Origin of the sequence: Streptomyces sp. NBC_00096, assembly GCF_045041305.1 — a bacterium.
Classification (GTDB): Bacteria; Actinomycetota; Actinomycetes; order Streptomycetales; family Streptomycetaceae; genus Streptomyces.
In genome coordinates this window covers 7463748-7490731 of the sequence record NZ_CP108221.1, presented here as the reverse complement: position 1 = coordinate 7490731, position 26984 = coordinate 7463748, and the positions used below count along the sequence as shown (strand labels likewise).

Annotated in this window: 19 protein-coding genes; 16 read left to right on the top strand and 3 right to left on the bottom strand. The window is 73.6% G+C overall.

Features of this window, described 5'->3' with window-relative positions:
* Nucleotides 1-104: 104 nt before the first annotated feature.
* From OG904_RS33530 to OG904_RS33465, 14 genes are all read left to right on the top strand, one after another.
* Entirely contained in the window at nucleotides 105-791 is a 687-nt protein-coding gene (locus OG904_RS33530; RefSeq protein ID WP_405497570.1) for an FMN-binding negative transcriptional regulator, read from the top strand.
* Nucleotides 788-2554, top strand: a complete 1767-nt coding sequence (locus OG904_RS33525) for an acyl-CoA dehydrogenase family protein (RefSeq protein ID WP_405497568.1) — start codon at nucleotides 788-790, stop codon at nucleotides 2552-2554. Before OG904_RS33530 ends, OG904_RS33525 begins: the two co-directional genes overlap by 4 nt.
* 20 nt (nucleotides 2555-2574) lie before the next feature.
* Nucleotides 2575-3924: a condensation domain-containing protein gene (locus tag OG904_RS33520; protein ID WP_405497566.1), complete on the top strand. Its 1350-nt coding sequence runs from the start codon at nucleotides 2575-2577 to the stop codon at nucleotides 3922-3924.
* On the top strand, nucleotides 3917-4165 hold the full coding sequence (locus tag OG904_RS33515; RefSeq protein ID WP_405497564.1) for an acyl carrier protein: 249 nt from the start codon (nucleotides 3917-3919) through the stop codon (nucleotides 4163-4165). Before OG904_RS33520 ends, OG904_RS33515 begins: the two co-directional genes overlap by 8 nt.
* The gene (locus OG904_RS33510) at nucleotides 4162-5787 is read left to right on the top strand and encodes an AMP-binding protein (RefSeq protein WP_405497562.1); all 1626 of its coding nucleotides are present in this window, start codon (nucleotides 4162-4164) and stop codon (nucleotides 5785-5787) included. Before OG904_RS33515 ends, OG904_RS33510 begins: the two co-directional genes overlap by 4 nt.
* Entirely contained in the window at nucleotides 5784-8219 is a 2436-nt protein-coding gene (locus tag OG904_RS33505; RefSeq protein ID WP_405497560.1) for a condensation domain-containing protein, read from the top strand. The genes OG904_RS33510 and OG904_RS33505 overlap by 4 nt, the downstream gene beginning before the upstream one ends.
* Before the next feature lie 95 nt (nucleotides 8220-8314).
* Nucleotides 8315-9637 (top strand): crotonyl-CoA carboxylase/reductase, encoded by a 1323-nt coding sequence (gene ccrA / locus OG904_RS33500; RefSeq protein WP_405497558.1) that lies wholly within the window; start codon nucleotides 8315-8317, stop codon nucleotides 9635-9637.
* A gap of 60 nt (nucleotides 9638-9697) precedes the next feature.
* Nucleotides 9698-11614, top strand: a complete 1917-nt coding sequence (locus tag OG904_RS33495) for a non-ribosomal peptide synthetase (protein ID WP_405497556.1) — start codon at nucleotides 9698-9700, stop codon at nucleotides 11612-11614.
* Nucleotides 11611-14592 (top strand): type I polyketide synthase, encoded by a 2982-nt coding sequence (locus OG904_RS33490; RefSeq protein ID WP_405497554.1) that lies wholly within the window; start codon nucleotides 11611-11613, stop codon nucleotides 14590-14592. The genes OG904_RS33495 and OG904_RS33490 overlap by 4 nt, the downstream gene beginning before the upstream one ends.
* A gap of 68 nt (nucleotides 14593-14660) precedes the next feature.
* Nucleotides 14661-14864, top strand: a complete 204-nt coding sequence (locus tag OG904_RS33485; RefSeq protein ID WP_405497552.1) for an MbtH family NRPS accessory protein — start codon at nucleotides 14661-14663, stop codon at nucleotides 14862-14864.
* The gene (locus tag OG904_RS33480; protein ID WP_405497550.1) at nucleotides 14861-15652 is read left to right on the top strand and encodes a thioesterase II family protein; all 792 of its coding nucleotides are present in this window, start codon (nucleotides 14861-14863) and stop codon (nucleotides 15650-15652) included. The genes OG904_RS33485 and OG904_RS33480 overlap by 4 nt, the downstream gene beginning before the upstream one ends.
* Nucleotides 15649-17112 carry a methylmalonyl-CoA mutase family protein gene (locus OG904_RS33475; protein WP_405497548.1) on the top strand — a complete coding sequence of 488 codons (1464 nt, stop codon included), beginning with the start codon at nucleotides 15649-15651 and terminating at the stop codon, nucleotides 17110-17112. Before OG904_RS33480 ends, OG904_RS33475 begins: the two co-directional genes overlap by 4 nt.
* A gap of 132 nt (nucleotides 17113-17244) precedes the next feature.
* Entirely contained in the window at nucleotides 17245-19095 is a 1851-nt protein-coding gene (gene asnB / locus OG904_RS33470; RefSeq protein WP_405497546.1) for an asparagine synthase (glutamine-hydrolyzing), read from the top strand.
* 163 nt (nucleotides 19096-19258) lie between these two features.
* On the top strand, nucleotides 19259-20449 hold the full coding sequence (locus OG904_RS33465; RefSeq protein WP_405497544.1) for a hypothetical protein: 1191 nt from the start codon (nucleotides 19259-19261) through the stop codon (nucleotides 20447-20449).
* Between the two features lie 81 nt (nucleotides 20450-20530).
* Here OG904_RS33465 and OG904_RS33460 read toward each other — a convergent pair whose 3' ends face one another.
* Together OG904_RS33460 and OG904_RS33455 are read right to left on the bottom strand one after the other, a co-directional pair.
* On the bottom strand, nucleotides 20531-21001 hold the full coding sequence (locus OG904_RS33460; protein ID WP_405497542.1) for a hypothetical protein: 471 nt from the start codon (nucleotides 20999-21001) through the stop codon (nucleotides 20531-20533).
* A gap of 299 nt (nucleotides 21002-21300) precedes the next feature.
* Complete coding sequence (locus OG904_RS33455) at nucleotides 21301-21687, bottom strand: hypothetical protein (RefSeq protein WP_405497540.1); 387 nt, start codon at nucleotides 21685-21687, stop codon at nucleotides 21301-21303.
* Between the two features lie 348 nt (nucleotides 21688-22035).
* Between OG904_RS33455 and OG904_RS33450 the strand changes: the two genes are divergently transcribed.
* Both OG904_RS33450 and OG904_RS33445 read left to right on the top strand, forming a co-directional pair.
* Nucleotides 22036-24231, top strand: coding sequence for a transglycosylase domain-containing protein (locus OG904_RS33450; protein WP_405497538.1), 2196 nt, complete (start codon nucleotides 22036-22038; stop codon nucleotides 24229-24231).
* A 129-nt stretch (nucleotides 24232-24360) separates the two neighbouring features.
* A complete protein-coding gene (locus OG904_RS33445) occupies nucleotides 24361-25227 on the top strand; it encodes a C40 family peptidase (RefSeq protein WP_405497536.1) in 867 nt (288 codons plus the stop codon).
* A 10-nt stretch (nucleotides 25228-25237) separates the two neighbouring features.
* Here OG904_RS33445 and OG904_RS33440 read toward each other — a convergent pair whose 3' ends face one another.
* A complete protein-coding gene (locus OG904_RS33440) occupies nucleotides 25238-26980 on the bottom strand; it encodes an NAD-dependent malic enzyme (RefSeq protein WP_405497534.1) in 1743 nt (580 codons plus the stop codon).
* Between the last annotated feature and the right edge of the window lie 4 nt (nucleotides 26981-26984).

The window sequence follows — 26984 nt, the reverse complement described above, 5'->3', positions numbered from 1 at the left end:
GCCGGCCGAGCCGCACCGCCCGGAAGGCCGTGCCGACGGCCCCCGTCATCCGCGCTCGGCGCCCGCGCCGGCGTCCTCTCGCCCCATTCCCCTCCGGAGCAGCGATGTTCGTTCCCGAGCTCTACCGTCCCCCGAGCCGCGAGTGGCTCTACCGGATCATCCGGCAATACCCGCTCGCCGTCCTGGTGTCGAACGGTACCGACGCCCCCCACGCCACACACCTGCCCATCGTCCTCCCGGAATCCGCCTCCCCCGCCGGTCCCGCCGAGCCCCGGGACGTGCTCCTCGGGCACATGAACCGGAGCAACCCGCACTGGTCTCAACTCACGGACGGCCAGCACGCCCGCCTGGTGTTCAGCGGCCCCGGCGGCTATGTGACGCCCACCCACTACCGGACCACCCCGGCTGCCCCGACCTGGGACTTCGTCGCAGTCCACGTGGCCGGCACCGTGCACCTGGAGCAGGACCCGGAGCAGACACTCGGCGTGGTCAGCCGCACCGCACAGGCTCTGGAGGAGCGGTTCGGGCGCTCATGGGACCAGGAGCCGTCGCTCGACCACTTCGCCTCCCTCGTACCCGGCGTCGGGGCCTTTCGCCTCCGCATCGAATCGGTGGAGGGAATGTTCAAACTGAGCCAGGAGAAGTCACTGGAGATCCGCCAGCGCGTCATCCGCACGTTCGCGGACAGTGAGGTGGGCTCCCACCGGGAGCTCGCGCGGCTCATGGACGAACTCGGCCTCGGCCGGCCCCTGGCCGGTGTCTCCGGCGCGCCGTCCGGGTGCCCCGCATGACCGAGCCCCTCCACAACCCGATGAGCGTCCCGGGAACCCCCAGCCTCTTCGAGGAACTCGCGGCCGGCCGCCTTCCCTGGAACCTCATCACCGCCGTCCCCGCCCATGAGCCCGAGGACCTCGCGCGCGGGGCCCTGGTGGCCCGCGAGGCCGCGGACGTACTCGACGGCGCCCTCGGTGACGGGCCGGCCCCGTCGGACGCGCGCGAGGCGCTCACGGAACGCGTGCTGGGCGCGCTGCGGACGAACGGTCTGCTGCACCTGACCGTGGACAAGGCCCTCGGCGGCCGCGGCCTCTCCGCGGCCGCCACGCTGCGCACCCTCGAGGCGGTGGCCCTGCGCTCACCGGCCGCCGCGATGTCCCTCGGCTCCCACACCGGGCTCGGCCCCGCCACCTACCTTCCGGCGCTCGCCGACGGCCCGCTGCGCGAGGCGCTCTCGCGGCGGCTCGCGGCCGGCTGCTTCACCGGCGCGGCCGACTCCGAGCCCTCGGGAGCGGCGAACGTGGTCCGGGAGACCAGGGCGACGCCTTCCGGCGACGGCAGCGGCTACCTGCTCAACGGCCGCAAGCTGTTCATCGGCAACGCGCGGACCGCCGACCTCCTGACGGTCACGGCGCGGGTGGAGACGGGCAACGGACCGCGCAACTGGCTGTTCTTCGTCGACACGCGCACCGATGGCTTGCGCGCCGGACCGCCGCAGACCTTCATGGGCCTGCACGGGGCGCCGCTGGCACCGCTCGAACTGCGCGACGTCGCGGTCCCCGGATGCCTGGTCCTCGACGAGGAGGACCCCGCCGCCTGGCGGGGCGGCCGCCAGGTCTTCCCCCTCGGCGCCGGCCGGTTGCATATCATCGCCCCCTCCTCGCTGGCCATCGTGCGCCAGTGCCTCACATCCACCAAGGAGTTCGTCCTGCGGCGCACGGTCGACGGCCGGCCGCTGCGCAGTTACGACGAGGTCCGACGCGCCCTGGCCGCGAACCTGGCCGACCTCTACGCCATGGAGAGCGTGGCCCAGTGGGCGACGCTCGCCGGCACGGCCGGTCACCGCGTCAATCCCATCTTCGAGCAGTACGCCGCGAAGAACATCCTCTCGCTGCGGGCCTGGGCCACCGTGGAGCGCAGCATGAGCCTGCTGGCGGGCGAGGGGTACGAGACCGCTGCCAGCAAGCGGAACCGTGGCGTTCCCGCCCATCCGCTGGAGCAACTGCACCGGGACGCCCGCGGCCTGCGCGTCGCGGGCGGGGTCGAGTCCCTGCTCCGCGCCCGACTGGGGGCGATGGCACTTCTGGCGCCGTCCGCCAGGGCCGGGTCCCCCTACCGCCCCGGCACCCACAGGACGCCGGACCTCTCGCCGCGCAACCAGGGGCACCTCAAGGCCCTGGCCGCCCAGTGCGTCGAACTGCACCAACGCTGTCGCAGCGTCGTCGCGCTGCACCGCGACCCGGCGGCCCTGCTCACCAAGGGTCACCTCCTGGGCCTCGTGGGGGCGCTGCTGGAGGAACTGATCGCCATGGCCCTCACCCTCGCACGGGCCTCCCGGGACGTCCGGTCGGGCGAAGGCGACCACCAGGAACTCGCGGACCTCTACTGCACCGCCGCGCGGCACCGGCAGGGCGACCGGATGCGCCGACTGGTCCGGCTGGCCATCGGGGACGAGCCGGACGGCCGCGCGGTCAGCGAGGAGTGGCTGCTGGGCAGCCGCTTCGAGGCGCTCGTACACGGCACGGGTACGGCACCGGCGGCACCGGCGGCACGGACGTGAGGCCCGGGAGCGGCCGCGCGGTGCCCCTCACCCCGGGGCAGCAGCGGATGTGGTTCACCGAACAGCTCCGGCCCGCCGACCCCGCGCACGTGATCCAGCGGGCCGTCCGGCTGCGCGGCGCCCTGGACGTGCCCGCGCTGCGCCAGGCCTTCGGCCTCCTGCTCCGGCGGCACGACGCCCTGCGCACCGGCTACCGCTCCACCCCAGCCGGGGTGGAGCAGACCGTCCACCCGCCGACCCCCGCCGGGTGGGAGACCATGGACCTTTCCGCGGCCCCGCTGCCCGCCGGGTCAGCGGCCTTGTGGGCGGAGCGCAGGCGGCGGCGCCCGGCCGACCTCCGCGGCGGACAGGTGGCCGGCTTGGCGGTGCTGCGCCTGGGCCCGGACGACCACTTGCTCCTGCTCACCGTCCACCACATCGCCTTCGACGGTGCATCGACCGAGGTGTACCTGCGTGAACTGGGCACGGCCTACCGTGCGTTCGCCGACGGGTCCGTCCCGGACCTGCCGCCGGCCCCCGGCCACGCGCAATACGCCGCCCGTCTGGTGGCCGCCGAGCCGCCCGACCCGGAGCACCGGCGCTACTGGGCCCGGGCCCTGGCAGGAGTCCGGCCGGTACTCGCCCTGCCTCACGACATGCCCCCGCGCGCCGGCCTCACCTCCTCCGCCCACGCCGTACGGGTCGATCCCGGTCCCGACTCCGTCACACGGCTGCGGGACCTGGGGCGGGAGTACGCCGTCACCCCCTTCATGGTGATGCTCGCCTGCTACGCGGGGCTGCTGGCCCGGTGCGGCGCGGACCCCGACGGGTGGGCGGACGTCGTGGTGGCCGTCCCCAGTGCCGGGCGGGGACCCCGTGGTGCGCCGGACTCCCTGGTGGGGTTCGTCGCCAACCTGCTTCCCGTACGGCTGAACTTCTCCGTGCGGGAGGGCCTGGGCGCGCTCCTGCGCCGTACCCGGGAGGCCTGTCTCGCCGCCGGTGAACACCGCCTGCCGTACGAGCAGATCGTGGCGGCCAGCGCGGTCCGGCGCCTGCCGCACCGGCAGAGCCTGGCCCAGGTGTCCTTCAGCCTGGCCGGCGCCCCACCCGTGCCGGACCTGGGTGCCGGGATCAAGGTGACCGACTGGCCCCTGGAACCGACGAGCAGCCGCTTCGAGCTCGAAATGCACCTCGAGCACACCGCCGACGCCACCCACGGCCTCCTCCTGGCCTCCGCGGACCTCTTCTCCCGCGCGACCGCCGAGGCCTTGGCCGCGGCGTACGAGGACCTGACGTGCGTCTGGTCGGCGCGGCCGGACATCCCCCTGCTGGACCTGCCCCTGCCGGACCCGCCCCACGCGACCCCATCGGAAGACGTGAACCATGACTGATCCCGACCCCGGCCGTACCGACACCCTCTCGCTCGTGACGCGGGCCTGGAGCGCCGCGCTCGGTGTGGACGGCATCGCACCCGAGGAGAACTTCTTCGACCTGGGCGGCGACTCCATGGCCGCCACCGTCATCTCGGTCCGCCTCGGCCGGGACCTCGGCCGGGAGGTGCCCGTACGAGCCGTGTTCGACCACCCGACGGCCGCCGAGTTCAGCGCCGCGCTGTCGGAGGACGCCCTGTGACTCCGGTGAACCCGATGGCCTCGCTGTGGGGCGGCCCCTCGGACGCGCCGCGGCTGATCGACGTGCTGCTGGACCGGGCGCGCCGCATCCCCGACGCCACGGCCGTCGTCGACCCGCGGACCACGGTGACCTACGCCGAACTGCTGGCCTGGGCCGGACAGATCGCGGACCTGATCGCCGCGCGCGGGGTGTCGCCGGGCGAACCCGTGGCCGTCACGGGACCCCGCAGCGCCGACGCGGTGGCCGCCGTCGTGGCGACGCTGCTGGCCGGAGCGGTGTACGTCCCCCTGGACCGGGAGTACCCCGCACGGCGTCTCGCCCACATGCTCGACGACAGCCGGGCCCGGCTGCTGCTGCACATCGGCGCCGAGCCCGCCCTGGGCGGGGACCGGCTGGTGCGCGTCCCCGTACCGCCCCTCGACCGGAGCGCCGGGGCCCTGGCCGGCGGGCCCGCAACGCCACCGCCCCACCGCGGGCCGGAACACCCCGTCTACACCATCTACACGTCGGGCTCGACCGGCTGGCCCAAGGGGGTGAGCGTCACCCAGCGGTGCGTCGACGTGATGACCGCCTGGCAGGCCGCCCATTCGCCCCGACCGGACCTGCGCACCGCCCAGTTCGCCCCGTTGAACTTCGACGTGTTCTTCCAGGAGACGCTCGGTACGCTGCACGGCGGAGGCTCGGTCCACGTGGTCCCCGAGGAGCTGCGCAGGGATCCCTCCGGCCTCCTGTGGTGGCTGGAACACCACAGGATCGAGCGCCTGTTCCTGCCATGCCTCGCCCTCCAGATGCTCGCCGTCGCCGCGTCCGGCCGGCCTCGGCTGAACGGCCTCCTCCTGCGCGAGGTCAACACCGCGGGCGAGCAGCTGGTCTGCACGCCCGACGTCCGCGCCCTGTTCGGCCGGCTGCCGCTGTGCCGGCTGGTCAACCACTACGGGCAGAGCGAATCCGCCATGGTGAGCGCGCACGTGCTGAGCGGACCGCCCGAGCTGTGGCCCGACCTGCCGCCGATCGGGCTGCCCCTGCCGGGCTGCGAGGTGCTCGTCGACCCGGAGCGCCCGGACGACCCGTACGAGGGTGAACTGCTGGTCGCGGGGGCCCCCGTGGCGTCGGGCTACCTGAACCAGCCCGAACTCACCGCGCGGCGGTACACGGCCTTGCCGCCCACCCGCCACGGGCACACCCGCGCCTTCCGCACGGGTGATCTGGTGCGCATCGGCAGGTCCGGGCTCCACTTCCTCGGCCGCATGGACGAGGACGTCAAGATCCGCGGGGTCCGCGTCAACCTCCTCGAGGTCGACGCCCAGTTGCTCGCCCATCCGGCGATCCGCGCCGCCGCGACCGTGGTCCACGTGTCCCGCAGCGGGCTCCGCGGCCTGCGCGCGGCCGTGGTCCTCGCCCCCTCGGCGGCCGGGCTCGACGAGCCCGCTGTCCTGGCACACCTTCGGGACACCTTGCCGGAGACGAGCGTGCCGGTGAGCCTGACCCGCGTGGACGAGCTGCCCCGCACCCCCAGCGGGAAGATCGACAAGGAGGCGCTGCAGCCCGTGCTCGCGGCCGACATCGACCGGCGCCGTTCGGTGATCGCTTCCCGGTTCGCCGGACAGGGCGAGCCCGCATGACGGCGGCGCCCGAGTACCGCACGGCTCCCGCCGCCGGAGCGTCCCCGACCTCCGCCCAGCTCGCCCTGTGGATGGAGGAGCAGACCGGGCAGGGACCCAGCAACAGCGGATACCTGGCGGTGACGCTGCTGGGCGAGGTGGGCGTGGAGGACGTCAGGGCCGCCGCGCTGGACGTCGTGCGGCGCCACGAGCCCCTGCGCACCGTCTTCAGGCTGACCGCCGAGGGTGAACTCCGCCTGTTCGTCCTGCCCGCGGACGAAGTGTTCGTGTTCGGCGTCGTCAGGGAGGACTGCCTGGCCGGTGCGGAGCCCGAAGCCGTACTCCAGTGGGTGTCCCTCCACGAACGTCCGCGCCACTGGGACCTCGCCGTGGAAGGCCCGATCCGCTTCGCGCTGCTGCGCCACGGCCGGGCCCGGTGCTCCGTGGTCTTCTCCGTGCACCACAGCGGTTTCGACGGGCGCAGCAAGTTCGTGGTCGCGGAGGACTTCACCCGCCACCTCAAGCGGATCCGGGCCGGCGCCACGGAACCGGTCCTCCCCCTCGCCGGGGCGGTTCCCCGCGAAGCCGACGGCGCCACCACCGCGGCGGCGGTCCGGCACTGGACGCGTGCCCTGCCGGACCTGGCACAGCCGCTCGTCCTGCCGTCCACCACCTCGCGGGCCGGACGCCGTGTCGTGAGTTCACCGCCGAGGACCCTGGCCCCCCGGGACGTCTCCCGGCTGCACGAGCTCGCCCACCGCCACGGCGTCACCACCTTCACCGCCCTCGTCGCGGCCCTCGGGCTGCAGCTCGCCGCCTACGGGAACCGCGTCGTGCCGCTGGGGGTCGCCGCGGACATCAGCGATCCGGACACCTCGGGCATCGCCGGCGTCCAGATCAACGTCGTACCCGCGCTGCTCACCGTCGATCCGGACGCCGCGGGCACCGAGCTGCTCGCGGCGGCCGGTGCGGCCGTCGCCGACCTGCGGCGGTTCCGCCGGGTCCCCTTCGCCGACCTGACCCGCGCGCTGCCCGGCACGGGCACGGGGCAGGTGCTGACCCAGCTGGGCCTGTCCTTCCCCCGCGCTCCCAAAGACCTGGACCTGGCAGTACCCGGGCTGGACCCGCGCTGGCAGTTCTTCACGGAGAACACCGCCGGCACCTTCGGACGCACCTTGCAGGTCAGGGCCCTGTGGCCGCACTGCGAGATCCGGCTCGACCACCAGGGGGCCGCCACCGGTTCCCGTGGTGCGGAGCTCTTCCTCGATCACTTCCAGCAGGCCGTGGCCCGCTTGTCCGCGACCCCGCGGGCGAAGGTGTCGGCCTTCGGCCTGCCACCGGCCACGACCCGCCGCACCCGCGCACCCCTGCGCGCCTGCGAGCGCGTCGACCTCGCCGCCATGCTGCGGCTACGGACCGTCCTGGCCCCGGACACGCCGGCGCTCGTGCACGGGCGGGAGACCCTCACCAACGCCGACCTGGCCTGGCGCCTGCTGCGGCCGGACGCGGCGGGCGGCTCGGCGACGCGGGCCCTGACGGCGCCGCTGGCCGAGCTGATCGCCACGGATCCGGAGCGCACGCGCTCCCTGTGGAGCTCCGCGCTGTGCCTCACGACGGCACTGACCTCCGGCGAGGCCACCCGCTGGATCGGAGATCCCGGGTTCGAGGCGCTCATCGAGGCCGTGGCCGCGTGGCAGCGCGAGGCGGTCTTCCTGCTGGGCGAGGGACCCGCCGGGCCAGGGCGGGAGCCCGCGGTCCGGCTGTGCGGGCCCGGCGCGGCCGCCCACGCCGCCGTGCACTGGGCCGGGGCCGACGGCGCCGCCCCGGCCCGTCCCGACTGCTGCACTCCCCGGGAGGTGGTCGTCCCGTTCGACCAGTTGCGCCACGGCGTCGCCCCACCGGTCTGGCACCGCACTCCGGGCAACACACTGGGCTCCTACTACCGGGCGGCCGACGGGCAGCCGCTCGCCTGGGTGCTGCTCCCCGCGCAACCCGTCCATCCGCCCCGGCTGACCGCCCTGCCGGGGGTGCGGCTCTGCGTCCTGGACGCCGGCGGCCGCGAACTCCCCACCTCGGTGCCCGGACTGCTCGCGCACCGGGCCGGTGCGAAGTCTCCCCCGACCCTCACGGGCGACCTCGGCCGGGTCACCTCGGACGGCGTCGTGGAACACCTCGGGCGGGCCGGGCGGCGCTGGATCCGGCACCAGGGGTTCATCGACGTCCCCCTGGTCGAACGCGCGCTGAGCGCCCACCCCTCCGTCCTGGAGGCCCGGCTGGAGCTCCGCGACTCGCCCCGCGGTCCCTCCGCCGTGGCGACCGTCCGTCTGCGCGAGCGGTCCGGGCGGACCGATGCGGGGGAACTGCGGGCCCGACTGCGCCGGTCGATACCGGGCCAGGGCCTGCCCGGACGCATCGACATCACCACGGAACCGCTGCCGCCCGGGGCGGGCTGATCCCGCGCGCCGAGTTCGTACCGATCCCGCGCCCCGAGGTCGTACCGATCCGCCTCCCCCACACCACCGACACCCCTGCGAACCAAGGAACGACCATGGACCCCTTATCCGTCGCCGTCGTCGAAGGTGCTTCCGGCACCGTCCTCGAAGCCACGCCCGTCCCGCGCGAGTACCGGGCAGCGTTCACCCGGGCCGCCGACGCCACCATGTTCAGCGGCGTCAACGACAAGGACGTACGCAAATCGATCCACCTCGGGAACGTGCCGATGCCCGAACTCGCTCCGGACGAGGTGCTGGTGGCCGTGATGGCCAGCGGCATCAACTACAACACCGTCTGGTCGGCCACCTTCGACCCGGTGCCCACCTTCGCCTTCCTGCGCCACTACGCGCAGCGCGACCGCTGGTCCCACCGGCACGACCTGCCCCACCACGTCCTGGGTTCGGACGCCGCGGGCGTCATCGTGCGCACCGGGGCCGGCGTCTCGCGCTGGAAGGCCGGTGACCAGGTGGTCGTCGCGACGGCCTACGTCGACGCCGAAGACCCGGCCACCCACGCGGACGGCATGCTCGGAGCGGACCAGCGGGCCTGGGGGTTCGAGACCAACTTCGGCGGACTGGCCCACTACGCCGTGGCCCGGGCCAGCCAGCTCCTGCCCAAGGCACCCCATCTGACGTGGGAGGAGGCAGCGGCCAGCCCGCTCTGCGCGGGCACCGCCTACCGGATGCTCGTCAGCGAACGCGGAGCGCGCATGAAGCAGGGCGACGTCGTACTGATCTGGGGAGCCGCCGGCGGCCTCGGCGCGTACGCGGCGCAGTTCGTGCGCAACGGAGGCGGCATCGCCGTGGGCATGGTCAGCTCCGCGGACAAGGCGCACCTGGCCCGCACGGCGGGCTGCCACGTGGTGATCGACCGGTCCGAGATCGGCATGACCGGCAGCGAGCCGGCCGACCCCGCGCGGCACGGCAAGCAGCTCGGCCGGCTCATCCGCGAGGCCACCGGCGAGGACCCGCACATCGTCTTCGAACACGTCGGCAGGGCGACTTTCGGCGTCTCCGTGTACGTGGCCCGGCGCGGCGGAACCGTGGTGACCTGCGGGTCCAGCACCGGGTACGAGCACCACTTCGACAACAGGTACCTGTGGATGCGGATGAAGCGCATCATCGGCAGCCACGGCGCCAACCTGCAGGAGCAGTGGGAGACCAACCGCCTGATCACCCAGGGGCACATCCAGCCCGCACTGTCGGTCACCCACGGCCTCGACGACGTGGGAGAGGCGGCCAGGCTGGTCCAGATCAATGGGCACACCGGGAAGGTCGGGGTGCTGTGCCTCGCCCCCCGCGCCGGACTCGGCGTCACCGACCCCGAGCTGCGGGCGGAGATCGGCGAGGAGCGCATCACCGCCCTCCGCCGGGCTTGAGTCCCGGATGACCGCCACCGCCCGACCCGTGCCCCCATCCGGAACCACCAGGAAGCCCCGTTGACCACAACCTCCTCATCCCCGGAGCAGGATTTCACCCCCGTCCACCAGGCCGTCCGACGCCGTGCCAGCGCTTCCCCCGGCTCCGCCGCCGTGGTCCGCGACGGCGAGGTCCTCACGTACGGCACGCTCGACCACCGGGCCGACCGGCTCGCCGAGGTGCTCCTGCAGCGCGGCATCGGGCCGGAGGACCTCGTCGCCCTCTGCCTGCCCCGCGGGCCCGAGCTCGTGACGGCCGCCCTCGGCGTCCTCAGGGCCGGAGCGGCGTACCTCCCCCTGGACCCGGACCACCTCTCCGCCCGCACCGGGTCCGTCCTCGGCGGCGCCGGGGCCCGCGCGGTCATCACGGACCCGGACCTGGCGCCCGCGCTCCGAGACGCCGGCACTCCGGTGCTCACCCTCGGGGAGCGGCCCGGCAGCCCCCGGCCGACCGGCGGCGGACCGGCGGTGCGTACGACTCCGGACACGCTGGCCTACGTCATCTACACCTCGGGATCCACCGGCGCCCCCAAGGGGGTCATGGTCGAACACGGCTCGCTGGCCAACCTGGTCGCCTGGGACCGGGAGGAATCGGCCGTCACCGCGCGGGACCGGTGCACCCTTGTGGCCTCCCCCGGGTTCGACGCCTCGGTGTGGGAGATGTGGGCGCCGCTCACCGTGGGCGCGTCCCTGCACGTGCCCCCGCGCGAGACGCTCCTGGTCCCGGAGGCCCTCCGGGAGTGGCTGGCCCGCGAACGCATCACCATCACCTTCCTGCCCACCCCGCTGGCGGAACAGGTCATCGCGCGGGACTGGCCCGAACACCCCGTGCACCTGCGGCTGCTGCGCACCGGCGGCGACCGGCTGCACGTGCGCCCGCGGCCCGGCCTGCCGTTTCGCGTGCTGAACGCGTACGGGCCCGCGGAGAACACGGTCGTGGCCACCGCGGGCCCGGTGGAGCCCGCGGACCGGTCCGGCGCCCTGCCCTCCCTCGGGCTGCCCGCCGCCGGCACCCGCGTACACCTGCTGGACGACGAGCTGCGCCCGGTGCCGACCGGGGACACCGGGCAGATGTACCTGTCCGGACCCGGGCTGGCCCGGGAATACCTGGGCCGTCCCGACCTCACGGCCGAACGCTTCGTCCCCGACCCGGCCGCCGCGGAGCCCGGGGGCCGCATGTACCGCACCGGCGACCTCGCCGCGCGGCGGACCGACGGCACGGTGGAGTTCCGGGGGCGGACCGACGACCAGGTCAAGATCCGGGGGCACCGGATCGAGCCCGGCGAGACGACCGCCGCGCTGGCGTCCCTGGCCGGGGTCGCCGCCGCGCATACGGCGGCGCTCAGCGGCCCGGACGGCACGGACCTGCTCGTGGCCTACGTGGTGCCGCACGACCGGGGCGACACCGCGATCGCGCACCGCGTCTCCGCCGAGCTCGGCCGGCTCCTCCCCCCGTACCTGCGCCCCAACCGCTACGTCGTACTGGACGCGCTCCCCCTCACCTCGTCCGGGAAGATCGACCGCTCCGCCCTCCCGGACCCCCATGACGCCGCACCCGTAAGGGAATCCGTCCCCGGGACCCCCACCCAGGACCTCGTCCGCGCGGTGTGGCGCAAGGTCCTCGGCGTCGAGGAGATCGGCCTCGACGACGGGTTCTTCGACCTGGGCGGCCACTCCCTGCTCCTCGCCTCGGTCCTCCACGAGCTGGGGGCGGCCTCCGGGGGGCGGCCCTTGAGCCTGGTCGCCCTCTTCGAGCATCCGACCCCCCGCACGCTCGCGGCGCACCTGGACGGGGAGCCCCCTGCAGACCCCTCCGCCACGCCCTGGCCCCTGCCCGACACCCACGAGCGGCGCCGGCAGGGACTGGCCCGTCTGAGCCGAACCCGGTCCCGGGGCGGAACCGCCGGGACCGGAACGAACACGGGAGACCGAACGTGAGCGACCCCGTCCCCTCCGCCGACAGTACGTCCATCGCCGTCATCGGGATGGCCGGCCGGTTCCCCGGCGCGGCCGACGTGGACGAGTTCTGGGCCAACCTGTGCGCCGGGCGCGACAGCGTGGTCGAGCTGCCGCCCGGCCCGGGCGGCGCGGGTGCACCGGTGTCCGCGTACGGCCTCCTGGACGGCACCGAACTCTTCGACGCGCGCTACTTCGGGTACGCCCCGCGCGAGGCCCTCACGATGGACCCCCAGCACAGGGTGTTCCTCGAATGCGCCCACCAGGCCCTGGAGAACGCCGGGTACGCCCCCGGAGCCGACGGCCCCGACATCGGCCTCTTCGCGGGCGGTTCCACCACCCGCCACCGCGAACTGCTGGAGGCGCACCGGGCGGACCTGCCCTTCGTCGACGACTGGCAGATCCGGCTGGGGACCGCTCCGGACTTCCTCACCGCACGGGCGGCCCAGCGGTTGCGCCTCAAGGGGCCCGTCGCGTGCGTGCAGACCGCCTGTTCCACCTCCCTGGTGGCCGTCCACCTGGCCTGCCAGGCGCTGCTCGCCGGGGAGTGCGCGCTCGCCCTGGCGGGCGGTGCGAGCGTGCACGCGCAACCGCCGCGGGGCTCCTACACCGACGGCGGGGCCCTCACCGGCGACGGGCGGGTCCGCGCGTTCGACGCCCGGGCGGCCGGGACCGTCGGCGGTGGCGCCGCCGCACTGCTGGTGCTCAAGCCCCTGGACGACGCGTTGGCCGACGGGGACCGCATCCATGCGGTCATCCGCGGCAGCGCGGTCCACAACGACGGTGGGGACGCGGTGGGGTTCACCGCGCCGAGCGTGCACGGACAGGCCCGTACCGTCCGCGCCGCGCTCCTGGCGGCAGGGGTGGACGCCCGATCGGTGGAGTACGTGGAGGCGCACGGCACCGGGACACCGCTCGGCGACCCCATCGAGGTGGCCGCGCTCACCCGGGCCTTCCGCGCCGACACGGACGATTCGGGCTTCTGCCGGATCGGCTCGGTCAAGACCAACATCGGCCACACCGACGCGGCCGCCGGGGTGACCGGACTGATCAAGGCCGTACTGGCGGTGGAGCGCGGGCTGATCCCGCCCAGTCTGCACTTCAGCGAGCCCAACCCGGAGGTCGACTGGGCCTCCTGCCCCTTCACCGTCCCCACGGAACTCACCGCGTGGCCGTCTCCCGGTGCTCCCCGCCGCGCCGGAGTCAGCGCCTTCGGCGCAGGCGGAACCAATGCCCACGTCGTGATCGAGTCGCCGCCCGCGCGGGCCGCCCGGCGCGAAGACGATCCCTCTCCCCAGTTGCTCGTCCTGTCGGCGCCGGAGCCCGGGACCCTGTGCGCGCTGAGCGGCCGGCTGGCGGACCGGCTCGCGGCGGACGCCGGCACGACCCCGCTGGCCGATGTGGCCTGGACCCTCCAGAGCGGCCGCACGGCCCACGAGAACCGCGCCTTCTGCGTGGTCCGGGACACCGCGGACGCGGTCCGGGTCCTGCGCGGGCACACACCCGGTCGGTTCGTCGTCAGCGGGCGGCACGGCTCCGGAGGCGATCCCGTATTCATGTTCCCGGGGCAGGGATCCCAGCACGCCGGCATGGCCCGCGGTCTGTACGCCGCTCTGCCCGGGTTCCGCCGCGCCATGGACGAGTGCAGCGAACTGGCCGAGCCCCTGCTCGGCCGGAGCCTGAGCACACTGCTGTTCTCCGGCGAGCGGGAGCCCGCCGGGACGCTCCTGGACGACGTCTCCTTCAGCCAGCCCGCGGTGTTCGCGGTGGAGTACTCCCTCTACCGGCTGTGGCGCTCGTGGGGCGTGCGCCCCGGCGCGGTGGTGGGCCACAGTCTGGGCGCCTACGCAGCGGCCGTGGCGGCCGGCGTGCTGTCCCTGCCCGACGCGGTGCGGCTGGTCGTCAAACGCGGCGCCCTGCTCCGGGGCGTACCCACCGGCAGCATGCTCGCCGTCGAACTCTCCGAGAAGGACCTGCTCCCGCTGATTCCCGACGGGCTGACCCTGGCGGCCGTCAACGGTCCCGAGCGCTGCACGGTCTCGGGCCGGGAGCGGGACGTGTCCGCCTTCGCCACGGAACTGCTGCGCCGGGGTGTCGCGACCCGGACCCTGAAGATCCAGGGGGCGGGCCACTCCCCGCTGGTGGACCCGGTCGTGCAGCCCTTCGAGGAGTTCGTCGGCACGCTCTCCCTGCGCCCGCCCACCGTCCCCTTCGTCTCCGACCTCACCGGTTCCTGGGCCGGCGCCCGCGAACTCACCGACCCCGCCTACTGGTCGGCGCACCTGCGCCGGACGGTGCGCTTCGGCGACTGTCTGGAAACCCTGTGCGCCGAGGGCCAGCCGACCCTGCTGGAGCTGGGGCCGGGCCGCGTCCTCACCTCCCTCGCGCACCAGCATCCCGCCGTACGGCGCCACGAGGCCGTGCTCTCCTCCCTGCCCCACCCGCAGGACGACACCCCCGACCACGAGACCCTGCTCACCGCCGCCGGACGACTGTGGAGCACCGGTGTTCCGCTCGTCTGGGAAGCCCTGCACCGCCCCGGACGCCACCGCGCGGAGCTCCCGGGCCACCCCTTCGACCGCCGCCGCTTCGGCATCGACGCCGCACCGCGAACGGTCGGTGCACCGGCCGCCACCGGGTCGGAGGTCTTCCTCGGGGAGACGGCCCCGCGCTCCGGGCACGACCGGCCCGCCGACTCCCGCCCGGCCCCTCCCCCGCACCGCGGGGCGGCGGCCGGCCGGCTGGGCTCCCTGGTGGCCGGCAGTCTGGGAATGCCCGGCGTGGACGACCACGACGACTTCTTCGCCCTCGGCGGGGACTCCCTGATCGCCGCCCGGCTGGCCGCCGCGATCAGCGAATCGTTCGGCGTGCCACTCGAGGCCAGGGACATCTTCCTCAACCCCACCGTGCACGGCCTCACCGGCATCCTCCACGCACGCGGAGCGGCCATCGGCCCTTGAGGCCCGTACCGCCCCAACCCCCGAAGAAGAGACCCCATCCCTCATCGCCTCACCGAGAAGGAGGATCGATGTTCGAAGACGACGACGGACGCGCCTACCGGATAGTGCACAACGAGAAGGGAAACCACTCCCTGTGGCCGGCCGACCGGCCCGCCCCCGACGGCTGGTACCCCACCGGCTTCCTCGGGCCGAAGCGGATCTGCCTCGACCACCTCAGCGCCGTCCTGGGTCCGGCGCCCGCCCACCCCGGCGCCCCCGGCGGTCCGCGGTGAACCGCCCCGACGGACGCAGCCCCTGGGCGCTGTGCCGGACCCGGCGGCCGCGGGCCGCGCTGCGCCTGTACTGCTTCCCGCACAGCGGAGGCTCCCCGGGCGAGTACGTGCGCTGGGCCGACGACCTCCCGGAGATCGAGGTCTGGGGGGTGCAGGCACCCGGACGCGGGGCACGACTGCACGAGGAAGCCGTCACGGACGCGCGGACACTCGTCGGCCGCTTCCTCGACACCGTCGAACCGACCGCCCCCTTCGCCCTGTTCGGCCACAGCCTGGGCGCCCTCCTGGCCTACGAGACCGCGCGCGAGCTGCGTCGACGGGGCCTGCCGCAGCCCCGGCTGATGTTCCTGTCGGCCTGCCCCCCACCGGACCACCCGCGCGAGCAGCCCCGGATCAGCGACCTTCCGGACGCCGCCCTGCTCGACGTGGTCCAACGGCGCTACGGCGGGCTGCCCGAGGCACTCACCCGGGATCCGGCCCTGCTCGGTCTGGTCCTCCCCGCCCACCGGGCGGACTTCGCCGTGCTGGAGAACCACCGGCACGTCCCCGAGGCTCCGCTGGAGGTCCCCCTCGTCGTGGTCGGCGGTGACCGGGACATACCCCGGGAGGTGCTCGCCGGCTGGCAGCGGCACACGACGGGGCGCTTCGACCTGCACGTGCTGCCGGGCGGACACTTCTACCTCAGGGACGAAGCGCAGCACCGGGCGCTGATGTCACTGATCTCCCGGGCCGCCGACGGCGCTCCCGCGCCCGCCGCGGCCGCGCTCTCCCTGCCGAGGCTGCCATGAGCTCGCCGGGGACCTTCCCCTATGACGCGGGACTCCACGCCGGCGGGTACACCACCAGGCCCTGGACCATCAGGCAGCTGGCGGGGCTGGGCGATCCCGCGGACACCAACGCCCGCTTCCGCTACCTCCTCGAACGGGGGGAGACGGGGCTCTCCCTCGCCTTCGACCTGCCCACCCAGATGGGCCTCGATCCGGACGCTCCCCTCGCGGACGGTGAAGTGGGCCGGTCGGGGGTGTCCATCGCGACCGTCGACGACCTCGCCGCCGTCTTCGACGGCATCCCCCTGGACAGCGTGTCCGTGTCCATGACCATCAACGCCACCGCGCCGGTGCTGCTCGCGATGTGGATCGTCACGGCCGAGGAATCGGGAGTGGATCCCAGGGTCCTGCGCGGCACCCTCCAGAACGAGATGCTCAAGGAGCACCTCGCCCGCAACGCGTACGTGTTCGAGCTGGACGACAGCTTCCGCTTCTCCCTCGACGTGATCGAGTACTGCGTCCGCCACCTGCCCAAGGTCAATCCCGTGTCGATCTCCGGCGGCCACGCGCGCGAGGCAGGGGCCGACCGGCCCCTGGAGGTGGCCCTCGGGATCGCGGACGCCGAGCAGTACCTGCACGGCATGCTGGCCCGCGGGTTCTCCGTGGACGAGGTCGCCCCCCAGTTCAGCTTCATCTACGGCGCACACCTGGAGGTCCTCCGCGAAGCCGCCAAGTTCCGTGCCGCGCGCCGCCTCTACGCCCGTCGCATGGCGGAGATCTTCGGAGCGCGCAACGAGCGCTCCCAGCGGATGAGGATCCAGGTCAACACCTTCGGTTCGGCGCTGGCCGCGTCGGAGCCGCTGAACAACATCGCCCGGACCACCCTGCAGGCCGTGGCCGCGGTGCTCGGCGGGGTCCAGTCGCTGCACGTCTGCGGATTCGACGAGGCCGTCCAGACCCCGGGCCGGCTGGCCGCCCGCGTCGGGCTGCGCGTCCAGCAGATCCTGCTGCACGAGACCGACCTCGCCCGTCATGCCGACATCCTCGGCGGATCGCCGGCGGTCGAGCGGCTCGTGGACGAGATCGAGGGCGAGGCCCTCGGCTGGCTGGACCGCATCGCCGAACAGGGCGGCCTGATGGCCTGCCTGCGCACCGGCTGGCTCGAACGGGAGATCGAGGAGATGGCGTACCGGTCCACCGGCCCCACCGTCGGTGTCACCGACGCCGAACGGTCGGATCCCGAGCTGGAGCTGTTGCGCAGTCAGCGCGCCAGCGGCGTGGTGCCCGGCAGGCGGCGCGCCTTCACCCACCGGCCCTGTCCGGCGGAGCTGGCCCGGATCAGCCGCGCGGCCCGCGACGGGGACAACGTCCTGCCCCCGCTCATCGACGCCGCCCGGGCCAGGGCCTCCCTCGCCCGGATGGTGTCCGCCCTGGGCGCCGGCATCGCCGCCCGGGGGCCGAAGGACTCCGGGGGCCGCTGAGGCCCCGGGGGTGTCCGGGAGCCCGGCTCCCGGACACCCGCACGAAGAACCGCACGAAGAACCACCGAACCGACCCGGCCTGCCCAGACCAGGCCAGACCAGGCCAGACCAGGCAAGAAGGAGCGACCCAGCATGTGCGGCATCGCCGGACTCGTGGATTACCGCAGCCCCGCCCCCGACCCCCGCGACGTGATCGCGGCCATGATCCGGACCCTTCACCGGCGGGGCCCGGACGACGAGCGGACATGGCACGGCGGACCCGCCGCCCTCGGCACGCGCCGCCTGTCGGTCATCGACGTCGAGGGCGGCGGTCAGCCCATCGTCCATGCCCCGCCCGGACAGCCCCCGGTGACCCTCGCCTACACGGGCGAGGTCTTCAACCATCGCGAACTGCGCTCCGAACTCCGCTCCCGGGGACATGAGTTCACCACGACCAGTGATACGGAGGTGGTCCTGCACGCCTTCCTCGAATGGGGCGCGGACTGCGCCGAACGACTGCTGGGGATGTTCGCCTTCGCCGTCTGGGACGGACGCAGCGGGGAACTCTGGCTCGTCCGCGACCGGTTCGGCATCTACCCCATGTACTACGCGCAGACGCCCGGCGGGATCGCCTTCGGGTCGGAGATCAAGGCGCTGCTCGCCCATCCGGCCGTGGCCCCGGAGGTGGGGCTCGAAGGGCTGCGGGCCGTCATCGGCTTCATGAAGCCCCCCGGTTCGGGGGTCTACCGCACCGTCCGGGAACAGCTCCCCGGGACCGTCGTCCGCGTCGCCGAGGACAAGGTGTCGGTCCACCGGTACTGGTCCCTGACGGCCCGCCCGCACGAGGACGACCTCGACACGACCGTCTCCACCGTCCGAGAGCTGCTGGAGGACTCCGTCACCCGGCAGGTCGTCTCCGACGTGCCCCTCGGTGCCTTCCTCTCCGGCGGCCTCGACTCCAGCGCCCTGGCGGCGCTCGCGGTGAAGGCGATGCGGCCGGAGGGCCGGCGGCTGCGGACGTACTCCGTGGGCCTCGGCGAGCCGGACCGGTTCCGGGCGGACGACATCCGCACCACGCCCGACGGGCCCTACGCCCACGCGATGGCGGCGTACCTGGGGACGGACCACACCGAGGTCGGCGTGAACGGTGCCGCCCTCATGGACCCCGCGGCCCGCGCGGCCGTCCTTTCGGCCCGCGACGTGCCCACGCCCCTGGGGGATCTGGACACGTCCCTCTACCTGCTGTGCACGGGGTTCCGCAAGGACTGCACGGTGGCCCTCACAGGTGACGGGGCCGACGAACTCTTCGGCGGCTACGACTGGTTCCTCGACCCCTCCCTGCGCCGCACGCCCCAGCTGCCGTGGCTCGCCTACGCCCGCCAGAAGGCCGGAGTGGGCGCGGGCCATTACGCCTCGCTCCTCGACCCCGGCCTGGTCGGCTCGCTCGGGCTGGAGGAGTACGAACAGGACCTCTACCGCACGGCGGTGAGCGAGGTACCCACCCTCGCGGGTGAGGCGGAGACCGACCGGGACATCCGGCGGATGACCCACCTCAACCTCACGGGCTATCTGAGGATCATCCTGGACCGCAAGGACCGCATGGGCATGGCGGCGGCCCTGGAGAGCCGGGTGCCGTTCCTCGACCACCGGCTGGTCGAGTACGTCTACAACGTGCCCTGGGCCATGAAGTCGTTCGACGGCCGCGAGAAGAGCCTGCTGCGTGCCGCCGTCCGGGACCTGCTGCCCCCCTCCGTCCTCTACCGCAAGAAGGCCGGATACCCGCCCACCCAGGACCCCGCCTACGCCGCCGGGCTGCGCGCCGCCGTGGGCCGCCTCGCCTCCGATGCGCAGTCGCCCTTGCACGGGCTGCTGAACGTGCCGGCCGCGCGCGCGTTCGCGCACGACGTCGCCGGTCCGGGCGCCCGCGTCAACCGGGCGGGCGCGGAACTCGTCGTCCAGATGGACCGCTGGATGACCGACTACGGGGTCCGTCTCGTGCTGTGAGGCCCGCTTCCCGGCAGGCACGGGGACGGAACCCGTGACAGGCGTGCCGGGCCCGTCTCCCGGCGTCGGAGGCAACCCGGAGGGGCTGAATGCCTGGCCCGAGGGGCGGGCTTCCGGCGCGCGGCCGGTCCAGAATTGCCGGATCGAGGAAGCAGGAGGACACGTGGAAGCCGTCAGATTCACGGAGCAGGCAGCGGCATCGGTCGAAGGCGCGCTCAAGGCCGTGACCGACGCGTCCGCGCTTCTCACACACGTGTACCCCGCCTGCAAGCCGTGGCGACTGGAACCGGAGGACCTCGCGTTCCCGCCGGACCTGCTGTCCCTGGAGCCATGGGACGAGCGCATGGACCTCGGCACCGGCACCTGGCTGGTGGCCGCAGCGGTCCGCACCCTGGACACGGTCCTCGAGGGCGTGTGGCAGCAGGACGCCTTCGCAGCGTCGGTCGAGCTGTTGGAGGCGCTGCGCAACAGCCCTGACAGGACCGTGCCGGGAATACGGTCGGCCACCACCCAGGACCTGTTCGCAGCGCACCGGATGGCGCGGAAGAAGGCACACGGGGTCCTGGCCGTCCTCGGCAGGGCCAGCACCTACCAGTTCAGGTACGAGGACCTGAAGAGCGAGGCCGACCGGATCTCCTGCCTGACCTTCCACCAGGGGGCGCCGGACCAGCCGCCGCCTCCGGGCGAGGGAGAGCTCGGCCCGGTCGCCGGATGCCTGACAGCCACCCATCAGATGCTGGAGCAGATGTCGGAGACGTTCTACCGGCTGGCCCGCGAAGGCTTCGTCCAGAAGGGCCCCGCCCTCACGTACGTCGACTCCATGACCGGCCCGGCACCCGACCCGGCGGACCTCACCTGGACGTCCCCCAAGCGCATCGCGCGGAAGCTCAAGGACATCACGAACGACCTGGACTTCCAGGCAGAGGGCTGCGCCGCGGTGAACACGGCGGTCATCGAGTCGCTGAAGGGCCGCCCCACGGTGCCGATCCGGCGGCCGCGGACCGGCGAGCGCTGGCCAACGAGCGGCGCGAAGCAGCTCTACGGCAAGGAGGGCAAGACGGTCGAGGGGATGGACGCACTGGTGCGCCACATCACCGCCAAGGCCAAGACCCTCGGCGACGTGTTCCACGTCCAGATGACCGGCCGGCGCGTCCCCGTCGGCCACGCCGTCACCGTGCTGAGGACCAACCGGGGCCTGATGTACGTGGATGTCGGCGTGGGCGGCGGTAGGCGGAAGGCGGCCGGCCTCCTGGAGAAGGCCAAGTGGCAGGACAGGGGCTTCGACGTCTTCACCGTGACCTACGCGGGCAACGCGGCCGATCGGATGGACCTCGATTCCGACCCCGAGACGTGATCCGGAGGAACGGCGGGTCAGTGAGGAGCGGGTAGCCGGGCACCTCACCGGCCGCGAACTCTTCCGGCGGGTTCGTCCTGGTCAGGCGGTGCGGTGGAAGGCGGCTGCCGGGTCCTGGGCCAGGGCCCGGGTGAGTTCGGCGGGGGTGAGGTCGCCGGGGCGGCCGGTGGCGCGCTTGCGGCGGACTGCGGCGCCGACGCAGTGTTCGACCCGGCGGAGTTCGCAATGGGCGCGCAGCATCGTCAGTGCGTCCTGGGTGGTCCCGAAGCCCGCGTGGCGGATCGTGCACAGCCGGCACTGCCAGAAGTAGCCGCCGCCCTCCCCCTCCTGCCCGAAGCAGATCGGGGCCTGCTCGGGTTCGCCGTCGCAGGGTGCGCACCGTCCGTCGCAGGCGCGCGCAGCGGCGTCCGCACCGCTCTCCGCGGCCCCGCCGCTCTCCTCGGGCCCGCCACTCTCAGCGGCCCCGCCGCTCTCCTCGGCCGGGCCGGGGTGCCGCTCGGGGCCGTGCTGCTGCTGGTACATGGTGGCCGCTCCCTTGCTCGCCGTGGTCACGGGGCGGCCTTGTCCGCCCGGTCCCGCCCGGCCAGGCAACTCAACCGTGTGCGTGCGCACCGGCCCTCCCCCGACCGCCCGCTCCGCCGGGGGAGCATCCGGACCACCGATCAGCGGTCGGGCACCCCGGGCAGAGCCCGGTGCCGGGCGTCCGAGGACCGGGACCCGGCCCGTTCCGGACCCTGTCCATGCCCTGTCCGGGCCTTGTCGGACCCTTGGCGTGCCCGCCCGGCGGCCCGGAAGACTGCCCGTCCGCTTGCCGTCCCGGCTTCCGGGCACCGGCGCAACCAGGCCGTGGTTCAGGTCCACGGGCCGCTCGGGGGCACGTGGGTGCCGGAACGCCAGTCCACGGACGCGTGGTGGTCGGTGCCGGGAACCGGTACGTCGGCGTACCAGTCGGCGCCGGGCCAATGGCGGCCGAAGGCGGCCCATTCGGCGACCATCTCGTCGTACACGGGGGTCGAGACCGTCGCGGGCGCGGGGACGGGGGCGGGCACGTACACGGGCGGTACGTACACGGGCGGTACGGACACCAGGGCCGGAGCGGGGGCCTGGCCGTATGGCAGGCCGTGTCCGGGGGCGGGGGCGTGCGGGGCGGGCTCCAGCCGGGCCGCCGGGCGGAGGGCGGTGGTGAGGCTCTCGGGGCCGAAGTCGGCCGGGTGCCCTGGGGCGGAGGTGGGGAACATGATCGGTGTCCTCTCGGAGGCGTTGGGGGGGAGGAGTCACCGATGCTCCGGCGCCCCGCCACGGGTGTCCACCGGCGCTCCGGTTGCCTGCGGGGGAGCTGCGCACAACCTGCCGTTAGGGCGGGCGCCCGTAGCTTCTGCGGCATGCGTGCACACCGTGACCCCCACTACGACCGGACGCCCTTCGGCGCCGGAGGCCAGGCCGCACCCGATCCCGCGGTGGGCCGGGCCGGCCCCCGTCGGGCTGCCCGACGGGCGTCCGGCGCCGCGCCGTCCGATCGTGGCAAGGGCCGGGGCACGGGCCGGGGCAGGACACCGGCGCCGCGCCGCACCGGATGGCGCCGCTTCGTGCCCAGGCCCCGGACGATCCTGTGGAGCGTGCTCGGCGGCCTGCTGCTGCTCCTGGGTGTCTTCGCGGCCGGCTACTTCATGGTGGAGATCCCGGACCCGAACAAGAAGGCCACCGCCCAGAGCAACGTCTGGCTCTACGAGGACGGCAGTGAGATCGGGCGGTCCGGCGTGGCCCGGCGCACCAGCGTGCCGCTCGCGGACGTCTCCCGCGCCGCGCAGGAGGCGACGCTCGCCGCGGAGGACCGCACCTTCTACACGGATGCCGCCGTCTCGTTCAAGGGACTCACCCGGGCGGTGCTGAACAACGTCACCGGCGGCTCCCGCCAGGGCGGCTCCGGTCTCACGCAGCAGTACGTGAAGAACCAGTACCTGACCCAGGAGACCTCCCTGACGCGGAAGTTCAAGGAGCTGTTCATCGCCATCAAGGTCAACCAGAAGATGTCCAAGGACGAGATCCTGGCCGGCTACCTCAACACCAGCTATTACGGGCGCGGCGCGTACGGCATCCAGTCCGCGGCGAAGTCGTACTACGGGGTCGACGCGAAGGACCTCACCGCCGGACAAGGGGCGTACCTCGCCACGCTGCTCAACGCCCCCAGCCTGTACGACGTCAAGCAGAATCCGGACTACCGGGAGAAGTCGGTGGCCCGGTGGAACTACGTCATGGACGGCATGAAGGCCATGGGTGCGATCAGTGCGTCGGAGCGCGCGGCCGCCACCTTCCCCGAGCCCCGCGCGCCCAAGCACTCCGAGGGCATGGCGGGCCAGAACGGGTACCTGATGCAGGCGGCCCGCACCTACCTGCTCTCCTCCGGCGCGGTGACCGAGGCCGAACTCGACACCGGCGGCTGGCAGATCAAGACCACCTTCGACAAGAAGAAGCAGGCGGACCTGGTCACCGCGGTCGACAAGGAGCTCCGGTCCAGGCTGAAGCCGAAGTCCCGGTCCGCGGACCGGGACGTGCGCGCCGGTGCGGCGTCCGTGGAGAACGACTCCGGCAAGGTCGTGGCCCTCTACGGCGGTCCCGACTACCTCAAGCAGTTCGTCAGCGACGCGACGCGGCGTGACGTGCAGGCAGGTTCCACCTTCAAGCCGTTCGCGCTGGCGGCCGCCGTGGAGGACGGCGCCACCACCGCCCGGGGAGCCCGGATCAGTCCGCGCACCCTCTACAACGGCGACGACTCGTACACCGCGACCAACGGGTACGCGCCGGGCAACCAAGGTGGCCGCAGCTACGGCCAGGTCTCGGTGCGCGAGGCGATGGGCCGTTCGGTCAACACCGTCTTCGTCCAGCTCGCCGAGGACGCCGGACTGTCCGCCGTCCGCGAGGCGGCCGTCTCCGCAGGACTGCCCGACGCCACTCCCGGCCTGAAGGCGGTCGCTTCCCTGCCGCTGGGAGTCGCCACTCCGAGCGCCCTGGACCTGGCGGGCGCGTACGCCACCTTCGCCAACGACGGGGTGCACCACGACCCCCGCCTGGTCCTGGAGCTCAGCCACGGCGGCCAGGCGCGCGACCTGCCGGAGCCGGAATCCGACCGGGCCTTCAGCTCCGAGTCCGCGGCCGAGGTCACCGACGTGCTGCGCAGCACGGTGGACGCCCCGTACGGCACCGGCAAGGCGGCCAAGGCCGCCGGTCGCCCCTCGGCCGGCAAAACCGGTACGACGAACGACAGCAAGTCGTTCTGGTACGTCGGCTACACGCCCGAGCTGACCACCTCCGTGGGCATTTTCCGCGAAGACCCCTCCAGCCACGCGAAGTTGAGCCTCAAGGGCCTCGGCGGCGAGGCCGGGGGTGGCGGCGGGTTCCCCGCGAAGGTGTGGGCGGCCTACACCAAGTCGGCTCTCGCCGGGCAGCCGGTGACGTCGTTCAGCGCTCCTGTCACGAGCGACGGAAACTCTGGCGACGGCGACGGCGACGGCGACAGCGATGGCGGCCGACCGTCCCCGGCGGTCGTTGACCGGCAGCGCTCGGATGCGGACAAGAACGTGAACACTCCCCCGCCCGCACCCGTGACGTCGTCCGCCCCGCCGGTACCCAGCTCGCCGCCCGCCCCGCCGCCCCCGAGCACCCCGCCTCCGAGCAGCCCCCCGGCCCCGACCGACCCGACGGTGCCCCCGGAAGCGTCCTTGCCGCCGGAGGATCCGGAGCACGGGGACGACACGCCGCCCCGCCGGCCGTGGCAACGCGGCTGATGCACGGTCCGGACGTTTCCACCCGGCTCGGGAGCCCACCGCCCCGGAGCCTCACCGCACACTCAGCACGCCCGCCAACGAGAACAACCCGCTCTCCCAGCCCACCCCGTAACGAATGGTTTACCCAACATGATCGAAACGACTGACAACACGAACTGGCGTCCCCACTCGCCGCCCCGCAAGCGCCCGCTGTCCGGGCGGCACCGCAAGCCCACCGGCAGGCTCGGCCTGATCGCACTGCGCACCGGCGTGACCACCGGAGTGCTCGGTACGGTCGCAGCGGTGTCCCCGGTGACGGCCTTCTCGGACGAGAACTCCACGAACGACGGCGCCGTCACCATGGAGATGGACCTCAACGCCCTCTTCAGATCCCACAGTTCCGTGACTGCGGAGGCTCTCCGGGAGAGCGCCGAAGTACACGCCCGGCAGGCCGCCGAGGCCAAGGCCGAAGCCAAGGCCGCCAAGGAAAAGGCAGCCAGGGAGAAGGCCGCGAAGAAGAAGGCAGCGGAGGAGAAGGCCGCCAGGGAGAAGGCGGCCAAAGCCAAGGCCGCGAAGGAGAAGGCAGCCAGGGAGAAGGCTGCCAGGGCCAAGGCCGCCAAGGCCGCCAAGCCCACGGCACTCCCCGAGGCGCCGCCACCCGGCAAAGCGGCTGCGACCGCCGTCGCGTTCGCCCGTGCGCAGATGGGGGAGCTCTACATCATGGGTGGAACGGGATCAGGCGGCTGGGACTGCTCGGGTCTGGTCCAGGCCGCCTACGAGAAGGCGGGCATCAAGCTGCCGCGCGTGTCACAGCATCAGTCGACCGCGGGCACCCGGGTGTCCCTCAAAGCCCTGCGGCCCGGAGACATCCTCTACTGGGGCGGCCGGGGCAGCGCCTACCACGTGGCCATCTACATCGGCGGCGGAAAGTACATCGGCGCACAGAACCCGTCGGTGGGCGTGGTCGAGCGCACCATGAAGTACGACCCTCCGTCCGGGGCGGTCCGGGTCGCGTGACGCAGTACGGCTACACCGCGCGCACCGGGTGGTAGCGCGGCCACCACATCGCGGACTCGATGTCGTCCCCGGTGACCGTACGGTCCCGGGCGACGCCGTCGTCGGCGGCGGCCCGGGCGACCGCGAGGGCGACCACCGCGGACGTCTCCCGCAGGTCGTCGACCAGGGGCAGCAACGGGGCGCCGGCAGCGGAGGTGTCGGTCCGGGCGGCGACCGCGCGGGCAGCGGCCGCGATCATGCCGTCGGTGATCCGGTCGGCCCCGGCGACCAGGGCGCCCAGCCCCAGGCCGGGGAAGACGAGCGCGTTGTTGGCCTGCCCGATGGCGTACGTGGTGCCACCGTGGGTGACGGGGCCGAAGGGGCTCCCGGTGGCCACCAGTGCCCTGCCCTCCGTCCAGGCGATCAGGTCCTGCGGGGTGGCCTCGCTCAGCGGGGTCGGGTTCGACATGGGAAGGATCACCGGGCGTTCGACGTGGGCGGCCATCTCCTTGACGATCGGCTCGGTGAAAGCGCCGGTCTGGGCCGAGGTGCCGATCAGGATCGTCGGGCGCACGCGGTGGACGACCTCGGCCAGCGGGATGCCTGACGGGGTACCGGCGCCCTCCCAGTGGGCCACCTCGCCGGCGGGACGGGCGTACGGGAGCTGGAAGTCCCGTAGGTCCGTCATGTCCGCGGTGAGGAGTCCGGGGCGGTCCAGGCACCAGAAGCGGGTGCGGGCGGCGTCCTGTGACAGGCCCCCGTCGACCATGGCGGCACACAGCTGGTCGGCGATGCCGATGCCGGCGGTACCGGAGCCGAAGACGACGACGCGCTGGTCGGCGAGCGGGGTCCCGGAGGCCCTCGCTCCGGCGAGGACGGCGGCGAGGTTGACCGCGCCGGTGCCCTGCATGTCGTCGTTGAAGGTGAAGAGGTGCTCGCGGTACCGGGCCAGAATGCGGCGGGCGCTGGGGGCTGCGAAGTCCTCCCAGTGCAGCAGCGCCGAGGGGAAGAGCGAGCGGGCGGCCTCGACGTAGCGGTCGATGAACGCGTCGTACGCCTCGCCGGTCACGCGCGGGTGCCGGCTGCCGAGGTAGAACGGGTCGTCGAGGAGCTCGGTGCGGTCGGTGCCCACGTCCAGCATGACCGGCAGGGTCCGGGCCGGGTCGAGGCCGGCGGCGGCCGTGTAGACGGTGAGTTTGCCGACGGCGATGTCGATGCCGCCCACTCCCCAGTCCCCGATGCCCAGGATCGCCTGCGCGTCGGTGGCCACGATCAGGTCGATCTCGTCGGGTCCGTGTCCGAAGGCGCGCAGGGAGCGCTCGATGTCGTCGGGGGCGTCCGCGCTCAGGTAGACGCCGGTGGGCCGCCGGTACTCGTGGCTGTAGTGCTCGATCGCGAGGCCGACGGTGGGGGTGTAGACGATGGGGAGCATCTCGGCGAGGTGGTCGAGCAGCAGCCGGTGGAAGAGGGTTTCGTTGCGGTCCTGGAGGGCGGTCAGGAAGGCGTTCTTCGCCACGTCGTCGGGCAGCTCGCGGAACTGGCCGTAGGCGCGTTCCGCCTGGGCGTCGAGGGTGAGCACGGCGGGTGGCAGCAGTCCGGTGAGTCCCAGCGCGCTGCGTTCGGCGAGGCTGAACGCGGTGCCCTTGGACAGCCGGGGGTCGGTGAGCACCTCGCGGCCGCGCGCCGTGGTTTCCCAGACCTGGTCATCGGGGTTCCAGCGCGTGGTCGGTGGGGTGCCGCCGTGGGATCCGGGCCTGCCGGCTGCAACGGCCATGGGC

Excerpts from the sequence above, each read along its gene's own strand:
- OG904_RS33530 (WP_405497570.1), top strand. The coding sequence starts at position 105 with ATGTTCGTTCCCGAGCTCTACCGTCCCCCGAGCCGCGAGTGGCTCTAC.
- OG904_RS33525 (WP_405497568.1), top strand. The coding sequence starts at position 788 with ATGACCGAGCCCCTCCACAACCCGATGAGCGTCCCGGGAACCCCCAGC.
- OG904_RS33515 (WP_405497564.1), top strand. The coding sequence starts at position 3,917 with ATGACTGATCCCGACCCCGGCCGTACCGACACCCTCTCGCTCGTGACG.
- OG904_RS33505 (WP_405497560.1), top strand. The coding sequence starts at position 5,784 with ATGACGGCGGCGCCCGAGTACCGCACGGCTCCCGCCGCCGGAGCGTCC.
- ccrA (WP_405497558.1), top strand. The coding sequence starts at position 8,315 with ATGGACCCCTTATCCGTCGCCGTCGTCGAAGGTGCTTCCGGCACCGTC.
- OG904_RS33485 (WP_405497552.1), top strand. The coding sequence starts at position 14,661 with ATGTTCGAAGACGACGACGGACGCGCCTACCGGATAGTGCACAACGAG.
- OG904_RS33475 (WP_405497548.1), top strand. The coding sequence starts at position 15,649 with ATGAGCTCGCCGGGGACCTTCCCCTATGACGCGGGACTCCACGCCGGC.
- asnB (WP_405497546.1), top strand. The coding sequence starts at position 17,245 with ATGTGCGGCATCGCCGGACTCGTGGATTACCGCAGCCCCGCCCCCGAC.
- OG904_RS33455 (WP_405497540.1), bottom strand. The coding sequence starts at position 21,687 with ATGTTCCCCACCTCCGCCCCAGGGCACCCGGCCGACTTCGGCCCCGAG.
- OG904_RS33445 (WP_405497536.1), top strand. The coding sequence starts at position 24,361 with ATGATCGAAACGACTGACAACACGAACTGGCGTCCCCACTCGCCGCCC.
- OG904_RS33440 (WP_405497534.1), bottom strand. The coding sequence starts at position 26,980 with ATGGCCGTTGCAGCCGGCAGGCCCGGATCCCACGGCGGCACCCCACCG.